Source organism: Marinobacter sp., assembly GCF_052091845.1.
In the GTDB taxonomy this organism is placed as follows: Bacteria; Pseudomonadota; Gammaproteobacteria; order Pseudomonadales; family Oleiphilaceae; genus Marinobacter.
Window position 1 is genome coordinate 1 of record NZ_JBQDCO010000073.1, and the last position, 10,866, is coordinate 10,866.

The following is a 10,866-nucleotide window of genomic DNA, read 5'->3' on the forward strand; positions in this document are numbered from 1 at the left end:
ATTTGATCGCATCCAGGCGCTGTGAACTGAGGAACCTCCAGTACTTCTTGCAGATGGGAAAGCTGGTGCAGAGTATCGGTAACCTTGTGCACGGTCTGCAGCGAGAGCGTGGGGCGTGCACTATGTTTCTTGGGTCGAAGGGCGAGAAGTTTGGCTCGGAGCGAACACTAACGGTGGCGGAATCGACGCGCTTATATAGTGTTTTCGAGCAGGCTCTGGCTGAGATTCATGAGGAACTGACAACGCATTTGGTGAGTAGTCATTTACTGGCTCATATTGCCAGCGCCCTTCACGGATTGGAGGGCCTGACAGCGCTGCGTGCGCGGGTGAAAGCCCAGTCGTTGCCGGTGTCGGAGGCAACAGAATCCTACAGCGCCCTTATTCAAAGCCTGATTGTCGTGGTGCTTGGGGCAGCGGATACAGCTGTAGACCCGTCACTTGTGCGCTTGTTGGTGGCCATGGTGCATCTGATGAATGGCAAGGAACTTTGTGGCCAGGAGCGCGCAGTAGGCTCGGCGGGGTTTTCACAAGGGCGCTTTGACAATGCACTGACCCAGCGCATAGCGCACCTTATTGAAACGCAGGAGCAGTGTTTTGAGGTGTTTCTCAGCTTCGCAGATGAGCAAAGCTGTGAGCTATTGCTGAATCTACGGGCACATGGGCGGGAAAATGAGATTAAGCGTTTACGGCAGTTGGCGTGTTCCGTTGGCCGGTACAAAACGATAGGCCCGGACGCAGCCGATGACTGGTTTGCACTGATGAGCGAACGTATGGATGGGCTCAAAGAGGTCGAGGAGTCAGTGGAGAGCAGCTTTCATGGACGCTGCGTGGAGCGGTTTGCCGAGGCGCGGCGAGCATTGGCACACCGTGAAACACTGATGGCTTCGTTTGGCCAGTTGGAATTTCCCGCGCAGCCTCTTTTGGTTCTGTGCGAGTCTGATGTTAGTGGGGAAGTTCAAGCCGGAGACGTGTGGAGCAGTGAAGGTATTGGTCAGCACTCTGGGCGATCAATTTTTGATTTGGTGCAGGAACAGTCGCGTCGGTTGCAGCAAATGAGTGAGGATCTAAGGAGTGCTGAGGATGCACTGGAGGATCGGAGAACTCAGGAAAAAGCGGTCTTGTTGCTGATGCGTCACCGCAAAGTTGATAACGACGAAGCCCACCGGGTCCTTCGAAAGCTGGCCATGGATCAGGGTAAAAAGCTGCCCGAGGTTGCCCGGGCACTGGTGTCTATGGCGGATATATTAACGTAGCTCCCGCTCTCAGATTTTCGCTGTCTGGGCAGAGGGATTGGTGGTTGCACTGGTGGCCTTTTTATTCCGGTGCGGTGCTATGTTTTCCAGCTTGCGCTGCTTCTCATAAAGAAATTTCAGAACCTCCTGCCGGTAATGCGCGTAAGTGGGGTCGTCCGCTAGAGTGACTCGGTTGCGAGGCCGTTCTAGGTTGATGTATAGGTCCTCGCCGACGGCAGCAGCCGGTCCGTTGGTCATCATGATAATACGATCAGACAGGAGTACGGCCTCGTCTACGTCGTGGGTAATCATGATCACGGTGTTGTTAAGGTCTTGTTGAATGCTCATCAGAGAATCTTGCAGATGAGCCCGGGTAAGGGCATCCAAGGCGCCGAAAGGTTCGTCCATCAGCAAGACGCTTGGCTTCATTGCCAGCGCCCGGGCAATCCCTACCCGTTGTGCCATGCCTCCTGAGATTTCTCCCGGTCGTTTGTTGGCGGCATGGGCCATATTCACCAGTTCCAGATTGTGATGAATCCAGCTTCGACGCTCCTGCTTCGTCAGGGTTTTGCGAAACACCTGCTGTACAGCCAATTCAACATTCTCATAAACCGTTAACCAGGGCATTAAGGCATGGTTCTGGAATACGACCGCCCGTTCCGGTCCCGGTGCGTTGATCTCGTGGCCATCCAGAATACATCCACCTTTGCTGGCCTGAAGTAGACCAGCGACGATGTTCAGTACTGTGGACTTGCCGCAGCCAGAATGACCAATCAGAGAGACAAACTCGCCCTTTTTGATCTTCAGGTTGATGTTATCCAGCGCGACGAAGGAGCCTTTAGGTGTATCAAAGGCCATTTCCACGCCGGTCAGCTCCAAATGAGGTTTAGTCATGGTTATCTCCGTTATTCATTCCAGGCAATTTTCTTCTGGATCACCAACATGATTCGATCCAGCACAAAACCGATAAAGCCGATAGCCAACACGGCCGCCATGATCCGGCTCAGGGACTGGCTGCTGCCGTTCTGGAACTCATCCCAGACAAACTTGCCGAGCCCTGGGCTCTGAGCCAGCATTTCGGCTGCGATCAGCACCATCCAGGCGATACCCAGCGAAACCCGGAGCCCGGTGAAGATTATGGGTATGGACGACGGTAGAACGACTTTTCTCACATGGGTCCAGAATGATAGTTGCAGAACTCGGGAGACATTCAGCAAGTCGGGGTTCACCGCAGCCACCCCAACACCTGTGTTGATCAGGGTGGGCCAAAGGCTGCAAAGGGTGACGGTGATCATTGAGGTGAGGAACGACTTCTCAAACATCGGATCGTCACTGACGTAAGTAGCGGAGACCACCATCGTAACCAGCGGCAGCCAAGCCAGAGGCGAAACGGGCTTGAAGATTTGAATCAGTGGATTGACCGCTGCCTGAAGGTGTCGGTTGAGACCCAGTACTATGCCAAGTGGGACCGCGATTGCCGTCGCAAGTAGAAAGCCGGCCATGACGGTAACCAAGCTGGTGGCAATTTGGTCCAGAAACGTCGGGGCACCGGGGTAGCCCCGGATCTTAACTTTAGCGTTTGGATCTTCAGCTAAAATACGAGCATTTCGTTCCTCCTGCATGGTCACGAATTTATCCGCACGCTCCCGTTGATTGAGGTGCTCCTGCCAGAGCTGGCCGCTTTGCTCCCAGACCTGCACCGGCCCCGGAAATGTGCCCAGCGAGGTGTTCACCTGAGGTGCGGCCAAATGCCAGAAGCCGAGAAATATTAGAATGCCGACCATCGGCAGTAAGAGTTGCTTGCCAGCTTGAGTTAACTCCGCGACATTGAATCGATCTGTCAGTACTTTCAGCCCGCCGCGGATTCGGGTTTCAGAGCTAGGGTTCAATAGCGTGCTCATGTGGTTCTCCTGAATACTGCGGGTTACGGTGTGTCAGTGCCTTTGAGCCCAATGTCAAAACTGTCGATGTAGGCGTTGGGCTGACGTGGGGTAAAGGCGACGCCATCAATGAGCTCTCCCTGATATGGACGGGAAAAGTTGTCCTGACTGAAGTCGGGAAAATCTTCCGCCTTCATCAGTCCATCATCGATTAAGGATTTGGCAGCTTTCGCATAGATGTCGCCGCGGTATACCTGTGCGGCCGTTTTCATGTACCAATCGTCGGATTTTGCTTCGGGTATTTGGCCCCAGCGACGCATCTGCGAGAGATACCAGATGGCGTCCGATGGGTACGGGTAGGTGGCGTGATGGCGGAAAAATACGTTGAAATCCGGCACGTCCCGAACATCCCCTTTTTCGTACTCGAAAGTGCCTGTCATGGAGTTGGCAATTACTTCGGCATCGGCGCCCACATAGCTCGGACGAGCGAGGATTTCGACAGCGCTTTCCCGGTTGGCGTTGTTGTTTTCATCCAGCCAGTAAGCAGCACGAATTAGGGCGCGCAGCAGGTGCAAGTGGGTATTGGGATTTTCTTCGGCCCAGACCTGACTGACACCGAATACCTTCTCGGGATTGTTGGGCCAAATTTCGTAGTCGGTGATGACCGGAACGCCTATGCCCTTGAACACCGCTTGTTGGTTCCAAGGCTCGCCGACGCAGTAGCCTTGAATGGTGCCTGCTTCCAGAGTGGCGGGCATTTGTGGGGGTGGAGTGACAGAGAGATGAACGTCCGCACTCAGTGTGCCGCTGGTATCGCCGTTTTGAGGGGCGTAGTAGCCCGGATTCAAGCCACCTGCCGCCAACCAGTAGCGTAGTTCATAGTTGTGGGTGGATACCGGGAACACCATGCCCATGCGAAAGCGTTCGCCTTTTGCTCGGGACTGCTCAACCGCTGGTTTCAGAGTGCTGGCGCTGATCGGGTGCACTGGCTTGCCGTTACGCTCTGGGATGTGTTGCCTCATCGTCTCCCAAACATCGTTGGAGACGGTGATGCCGTTGCCGTTTAAATCCATGCTGAACGCGGTAATGATGTCGGCCTGTGTGCCGTAGCCAATGGATGCCCCCAGCGGCTGGCCCGCCAGCATGTGCGCACCGTCCAATTCACCGGTAATCACTCGGTTTAATAGAACTTTCCAGTTGGCCTGCGCCTCCAGTTCAACAAACAGGCCTTCATCCATAAAAAAGCCCTGCTCCCAAGCTATGGCCAAAGGTGCCATATCCGTCAGTTTGATAAAGCCGAGTTTCAGGTCCGGCTTTTCTGGCGGGCCAATCTCTGCTTGGGCCGTGCCTACGCTAGCTACAAGAGAGATTGCAGCGGCCAATTTGGCCAGTTGATGGATGGGTCTGGTGACAATAGTCAGCGGTGTCTTCAACATTTTTTACCTCGTGACATTCTTGCAGACAAAAAAAAGCCCGCCCTCCGTTGCCGGAAGGCAGGCACCTATGCCCGTTTGATCTGAGTGGTCTCGAATGTTCAGGTTTGAGGTTGCACAGCCTGTGCCAGAGATAGAAAACTTATTAAAAGCAGGGGGTAATGATTTCGCTTAACGGGTAAGGGGTATTTTGTGCAGTTTTTGTTGGCTTGCTTTAGTGCAGGTTTGAGCGGCTTTGCACCATTGTGAAACCTTGGGTTCCTGCCTAGTGCTTGTCTGCTGATGATGAGTTATTGGATAACCGGCGCTGTACGCCGCGGTCTTGGGCGAAGTCCACGGCTTTGGTGCCGCGCTGGCCTTTTTATTGCAGTTCGCATCAGGGTATCGAGAGAACAGTCACTAATAGCAGGCGAAGAGGAGCAAGCGTGGATTCCAATATCAAACTGGCTAACAGCACTCTAACCACGTGCCCCTATTGCGGTGTGGGTTGTGGTGTAGTGGCAACCCCTTCTAGCGTGACCGGCGACGAGAGCCATCCCGCCAATCAGGGCCGGTTGTGTGTGAAAGGCTCTGCCTTGCATGAAACTCTGGTGCCCAACGGCAGACTCTTGAGGCCGCGGGTTGCTGGTGAGGACAAGAGTTGGCCAGAGGCACTTGCTGCAGTCTCCGGCGCCATTCGTGATTCGGTTGCTCAGCATGGTCCGGGGTCTGTGGCTCTTTACCTATCGGGCCAACTGCTGACAGAGGACTATTATGTAGCCAATAAACTCGCCAAGGGCTTTATTGGCACACCCCATGTAGATACGAATTCTCGCCTGTGTATGTCCGCAGCCGTGGCGGCTCACAAACGCGCGTTTGGTGAAGACTGTGTTCCCGGTTGTTACGAGGATTTGGAACTTGCTGACCTTCTGGTGCTGACCGGTAGCAATGCTGCCTGGGCTCACCCTATTCTCTATCAGCGTATGCACGCTGCACGACGAACTGGCCGCCGGGTGGTGGTCATTGATCCCCGCCGAACTGCTACAGCAGATCTTGCAGACCTCCACCTTAAATTGAAACCAGGCACGGACACAGTTCTGTTTAACGGGTTGCTGGCATGGCTGGCGCTGCACGAGGCGACAAGCCCTAGCTACATTGCACAGCACTGCAGCGGTTTCGAAGAAACGCTTGCGTGGGCACAAGATGTTGCACCTTCGGTTGCGTCGGTTGCTGCCCAATGTGATCTTGTTGAAGCCGACGTTGAGCGTTTCTATCGCTGGTATGCCGACATCCCTCGCACTGTGACAGTGTTCTCCCAAGGGATTAATCAGGCGGTAGCCGGCACCGACAATTGCAACGCTATTATCAACTGCCATCTGGCCACGGGACGTGTTGGCCAGCCTGGCGCCAGCCCCTTCTCTTTGACCGGCCAGCCCAACGCTATGGGTGGTCGAGAGGTGGGTGGCTTGGCGAATACTTTGGCTGCGCACATGGAATACGACACTCCCGGAGCCCGCGAGCAATTGGCCGAATTCTGGGGCACAGATCAGCTTCCGGAGGCACCAGGGTATAAGGCCGTAGACCTGTTTGAAGCCGTGCACCGGGGCGATATCAAGGTGCTCTGGATTATGGGCACTAACCCGGCAGTTAGCCTGCCGGACTCTGCCCGGGTTCGTGAGGCACTGGCCAACTGCCCGACAGTGGTCGTGTCGGACTGCATGGCGAATACGGACACCACAGCTTTGGCCGATATTCTGTTACCAGCGGCTGGCTGGGGTGAGAAAGACGGGACCGTTACCAACTCGGAACGCTGCATTTCGCGGCAGCGATCCTTCCTGCCTTTATCTTCTGCCGCTCGACCTGACTGGCAGATATTGGCCTCGGTTGCATGCGAACTTGGGTATGCTCGTGCCTTTCAGTATCAGTGTCCTGCGGATATTTTCCGTGAACATGCAGCGCTTTCCGCTCTCGCATGCAGCGTCAGCGAAGGCCGCCAGATATTTGATATTGGAGCGCTAGCGCAATTGACAGACGCTCAATACAACCAACTAGAGCCGACTCAATGGCCCGTTATCCTTGACGATGTTGGTGAGATAGAGGGCTCGTCGCGGCTGTTCAGTGATGGGTGTTTTGCCACGGATGACGGTCGGGCACGATTGGTACCCGTTCCTGTTGGGCGGCCGCGCCAGAGTGTGACCCCTCGCTTCCCATTCGTGGTCAATACTGGCCGGATTCGCGATCAATGGCACACCATGACACGCACTGCATTGGTTTCGCGGCTTTTAACGCATCGCCAGGAACCTTCTATTGAGATTCATCCCGACGATGCGTTTCGTCTTCGCATCAGTGACGGGGCCTTGTGCCAACTCACCGGTCCGGGGCCCGAGCCATTTTTGGGACGAGCCCGACTGACATCAGACCAGCGACTGGGAGAGGTGTTTATACCGATTCACTGGAGCGGGCGTTTTGCCTCACAAAGCGTAGCAGCAAATCTGATTGCTGCTGTAACCGATCCGCTCTCTGGGCAGCCAGAGAGCAAGCATGGTATTGCAAGCCTTCACAGCCTAGCCAACCAATGGCAAGCGCGGCTGATGCGTCGAAAATCCAGCAACGACCTCAGTGACCTAGCAGGATTGTGTGATTATTGGTGCCGACAGCCACTAGCCCACAGTGACAGTTGGTGGCTGGCTGGAAGCAAAACGGTGGACTGGGGTAAGGACGCTACACTTTGGTTAGAGGGGGAACCACAGCTAATTTTGGTCGATTCGGCGCAAGGCCGTTTCAGAGCGGCTCGAGTGGTTGATGGCCAGCTTGAGGCTGTTCTTTTGGTGGATAAAAACGTTGAGCTCTTGCCCGATTTGGTCTGGTTGGATCAATGCTTTGCTTCGGAGCGGCTAAGTTCAGAACAGCGACAATGCTTGCTTGCTGGCCGGTCTGTGGAAACGGAAGACATGGGGGCGCTGGTGTGTAGTTGTTTTCAGGTGGGCGACCGCCAGATAGCCAAGGCAATCTCACGTGGGCAGACGACGCTAGAAGCGTTGGGGCAGGCCCTGAAGTGTGGCACCAACTGTGGCTCTTGTATTCCCGAAATACGGGAACTATTGCAGGCTGAGCTTTTAGAAACCTAGCAATGAAGGCCTATCAAACGTGTTTCAATATGCTTTGCGCAGCATTGACATGGGGACTCTATATCGCTGGCCGCGGAATCTACCAGTTCCGTTTACTGTGCAGGTTTTTCGGTTAACTCGGATAATTTCTCCACGGAACTCCCGAGTGCCTGAGCTAAAGGCGACGGCATCGTCTATTTGCCAGAGCGACGGTTGAAGTGCTGGCTCAGTAAGTTGGAAGGGCTCATTGGATAAGGGAATCTGATACTCACAGGCTTGCTTCGCCAGTGCCTCGCGCGCCGCTTCAGAATGGCCACTCTCATGCAGATCATCAAGGATATTGTAGAAGTACCGGTTGTGCACCGAGCCACGATACCTATGGCCAGCACTGTGTTGCAGCAAGTGTGCGAACTCGTGACAACAGGTGTGTGCGAGTAAGTTAAGCGTGCTCAGCTCACCCTCAAAATAGCCTCGTTTGTGAATTTCCCGGGCCGAGAGCCATCCACTGGCCGTATCAGGTTGCTGCTTGGCCTGAATCATTCGGAGACCGTAGGTGATTTGGTGTTGTTTGCGCTGTGGATCAAAACGGTGGTAGGTGGCTTGGCCCGAACCCACCCGGCAGGCCAGAGTGCTGCCAGATGCCCGTTGCTGAACCGAGCTGGCGGCGGGCTGCCAGAGAATGGTTTGCGTGACCTCGCACATCAATCGGCCTAAATTCTGAGCCTGTGTTTTGGGTATGGTCATGTTGGCTAGTAAGAGGCGTAATAGAGCGTAAATAATATAGGTGGTAGGTAGAAACTTACCTACTCTTTAACGATGCCATGATCGAACAAAAAACACCATTTAAGTTCGATGAAATCAGCGCAAACTAAATCGAACCGGCAGAGCGTAGCTGAAGGTTCTACCCGTCATCTCCTCCGGCACTGGCGGCAGTGGTGCTGCTTGCTCAAGCATGGCAAGGGCTGCTTCGTCCAGCAGGGAGTGACCAGATCCTGTGCGTAGGCTATGGCCTATGAGGGTTCCGTCTCTGCGGAACTCGAAGGTGATTACCGGCGCACCCTCCTGTCCCAACCTGCGGGCGCGGCGGGGGTATTCGTAAAATCGTGAAAGGTGCCTGCTGAGCTTTGTAAGGTAATCATCAACGGCAGACGGATTACCCGCATTCTGCAGCGGTACAGATGATTGCGACTGAGAGTCACCGTTTTCGGGCGCCGGCTCCGCAGTATCGCTGGCTGTGCTCTCTGGCGAGGACTGCTCTGCCTGAGTTGCAACTGGCTCATCCATTTTTTCGACTATTTCTGGCTCTGGCTCTGGCTCGGGCTCTGGCTCTGGCTCCGGTGTCGGTTTTGGTTCAGGCTTTGGCTTTGGTTCGGGTTGGGTTTCTTGGGTTGGCTTAGGTGTTGCTTTCTCAACGGGTGCCGGCGCGGACTTGCCTGCAAGCGAGATCTTGATGGCGGGCGCGGTATTCATAGCCGCGTTGCCAAGCGGGTTTAGCTCTATGGTCTTCTCGGGCGCAGCGGCCATTAGAATGCCTGCGCTCAGAACGATGGCGACGGCCAGTAGGCCAAGGCGGATGGCCTTTCCTGAGTCCCTCACGCTTCAGGCTCCGTCAACAGCAGGATTTCTTTATAACCGCCATTTTCCAAAGTGCGCAAAAGGTTTTCCAGATCTGCCATGGTAAGACTGCTGGCTGCGGCAATTTTCAGCGGGGTTTGTGCATCGGGTTCTGGTAGCCGTTGCAGCAGAGCTTGCGCATCCAGATTTTCACCATCTATTCGCCAGTTCCCTTTATTGTCCACCATAAGGTCAGCATGAGGCGATTGTTGCTCGCTGCTTGCGGGTGTAGCGGGCAGATCAGGTAAAGGGTCATCAGCAAGCTGGCCAGCCACGATAAAAAACATCAGTAACAGGAAAACCAGATTGATGAGTGGCAGAAGAGCATCCTCTACCCGCTCCATCAAAGACTTGCCGGAGGTAGAGGGAGGTGGAAACAGTTCGGTCATGGGGATTCTTTTGTTGCGCGTTGCCAGTGGGCCTGAATGCCGCTCTGCGATAATTCACCCAAGGTGGCTGTGAATAGGCTTAGTTGGGTATCTGGTGCGGTTGTAAGATTTACTTCAGTAATGCCTGCGTTGCGAAGTACGGGCAAGAGGTCGCTAACGGGTAGATTGCGCTCTTGCCACATAACGTCTCCGCCTTTGGTAACCGTAAGCAAGGGAAGTGGCTCACCGGTCACGGTGCTGCGGCCGTCTGTATTATTGGCGAGTTCCAGATGATCCACAGGCAGTAACCTGCTGGTCAGCATAAAAAACACCAGCAGGATAAAGACCACATCAATCAGTGGCGTGATACGGATTGGAATGGGTCGGCTGGGCCTGAGTTCAACCAGTTGCATGGGCGAACCGCTGTCTGCTGTGGGATGCTGATTCCGGTTCGTCTTGTGCCTTTGGCCGGGGTTGGCTGGGGGCAGGCTCGACCGCTTTAGTGGTCGCCTCGCTTGCGGCTTCGGTTGCCACGGCAAAGGCTTGTGCCGAAGCGGTGAGCACAGTAACCAAACTGCTGTTAACAAGCTTATGGATACGTCTTAACCGGAACTCAATCCAAGCCGCCAGTGCCGCAAATGGAATAGCGACCAGAAGGCCAGCTGCGGTGGTGGTCAAAGCTTCGTAAATGCCGCCACTTAACTGAGAAGCATTTGCTCGGCCTTCCGTAGCCGCCATGGCGCTGAATGCTTCCATCATTCCCAGCACGGTTCCCAGCAAACCGAGCAATGGCGCCAGAGCAGCGATTACTTCAATGATTTTAAGGGGGGCTTCAAAGGGCTCAAGAGCTTGCTGTGCGTCCCGTGCTACGGTTTCGCGGATCTGCCCGTCGTCTTGCTGGTTTTGTCGAGCTTCAATGGTGTTGGTTATTAAGCCATGGAGAGGGTTAAGTTTCGCCCAGCGGCTGGTTTGTTGGCGAATGGCTTGCGGATTTACGTCCGCAGGGCTGTGTTGCCAAAGTGTAATCACATTTTTAAGTTTTTTGGACAATCTCGGAGCGTACACCGCGCCCACGAGTATCAGGTAAATAAACGTAATGAGGCCCAGAACTGCCATCACAAGCAATACCATCATGACAGGGCCGCCCATGGCGAGTAGCTGGTTAATAGGGCCGTCCGTGAGTGCGGAATCGAGAGGTGCTAGCCCGGATTTCTCATGAAGGGATAAAAAGAAGCGGCTAAAAGTGCTATGAT

General features: G+C 54.6%; 10 protein-coding genes. 2 read left to right on the forward strand and 8 right to left on the reverse strand.

The annotated features are described in order from the left end of the window. Positions 1 to 2 precede the first annotated feature (2 nt). Positions 3 to 1,253: a nitrate- and nitrite sensing domain-containing protein gene (locus ACTHYN_RS15575; protein WP_441813324.1), complete on the forward strand. Its 1,251-nt coding sequence runs from the start codon at positions 3 to 5 to the stop codon at positions 1,251 to 1,253. 9 nt (positions 1,254 to 1,262) lie between these two features. Here the strand turns inward: ACTHYN_RS15575 and ACTHYN_RS15580 are convergent, their stop codons facing one another. The 3 genes from ACTHYN_RS15580 to ACTHYN_RS15590 are packed head-to-tail and all read right to left on the reverse strand — an operon-like array spanning position 1,263 to position 4,548. Beyond that, a complete protein-coding gene (locus tag ACTHYN_RS15580) occupies positions 1,263 to 2,126 on the reverse strand; it encodes an ABC transporter ATP-binding protein (RefSeq protein WP_441813325.1) in 864 nt (287 codons plus the stop codon). Positions 2,127 to 2,137: 11 nt separating this feature from the next. Continuing rightward, positions 2,138 to 3,133 (reverse strand): ABC transporter permease, encoded by a 996-nt coding sequence (locus ACTHYN_RS15585; RefSeq protein WP_417501398.1) that lies wholly within the window; start codon positions 3,131 to 3,133, stop codon positions 2,138 to 2,140. 23 nt (positions 3,134 to 3,156) lie between these two features. Continuing rightward, the gene (locus ACTHYN_RS15590; RefSeq protein WP_417501399.1) at positions 3,157 to 4,548 is read right to left on the reverse strand and encodes a CmpA/NrtA family ABC transporter substrate-binding protein; all 1,392 of its coding nucleotides are present in this window, start codon (positions 4,546 to 4,548) and stop codon (positions 3,157 to 3,159) included. Positions 4,549 to 4,970: 422 nt separating this feature from the next. Between ACTHYN_RS15590 and ACTHYN_RS15595 the strand changes: the two genes are divergently transcribed. Continuing rightward, complete coding sequence (locus ACTHYN_RS15595; protein WP_441813326.1) at positions 4,971 to 7,652, forward strand: nitrate reductase; 2,682 nt, start codon at positions 4,971 to 4,973, stop codon at positions 7,650 to 7,652. Positions 7,653 to 7,676: 24 nt separating this feature from the next. Here ACTHYN_RS15595 and ACTHYN_RS15600 read toward each other — a convergent pair whose 3' ends face one another. The 5 genes from ACTHYN_RS15600 to ACTHYN_RS15620 form a co-directional block, all read right to left on the reverse strand. Next, on the reverse strand, positions 7,677 to 8,333 hold the full coding sequence (locus ACTHYN_RS15600) for a hypothetical protein (RefSeq protein WP_441813327.1): 657 nt from the start codon (positions 8,331 to 8,333) through the stop codon (positions 7,677 to 7,679). Positions 8,334 to 8,489: 156 nt separating this feature from the next. Beyond that, positions 8,490 to 9,227, reverse strand: coding sequence for an energy transducer TonB (locus ACTHYN_RS15605; protein WP_441813328.1), 738 nt, complete (start codon positions 9,225 to 9,227; stop codon positions 8,490 to 8,492). Continuing rightward, complete coding sequence (locus ACTHYN_RS15610) at positions 9,224 to 9,634, reverse strand: ExbD/TolR family protein (protein WP_441813329.1); 411 nt, start codon at positions 9,632 to 9,634, stop codon at positions 9,224 to 9,226. Before ACTHYN_RS15610 ends, ACTHYN_RS15605 begins: the two co-directional genes overlap by 4 nt. Then, the gene (locus ACTHYN_RS15615; RefSeq protein ID WP_200363428.1) at positions 9,631 to 10,026 is read right to left on the reverse strand and encodes an ExbD/TolR family protein; all 396 of its coding nucleotides are present in this window, start codon (positions 10,024 to 10,026) and stop codon (positions 9,631 to 9,633) included. Before ACTHYN_RS15615 ends, ACTHYN_RS15610 begins: the two co-directional genes overlap by 4 nt. Continuing rightward, positions 10,013 to 10,866 (reverse strand): MotA/TolQ/ExbB proton channel family protein (locus ACTHYN_RS15620; protein ID WP_441813330.1); only part of this gene is annotated, 854 nt, incomplete at its 5' end. The genes ACTHYN_RS15615 and ACTHYN_RS15620, both read right to left, overlap by 14 nt.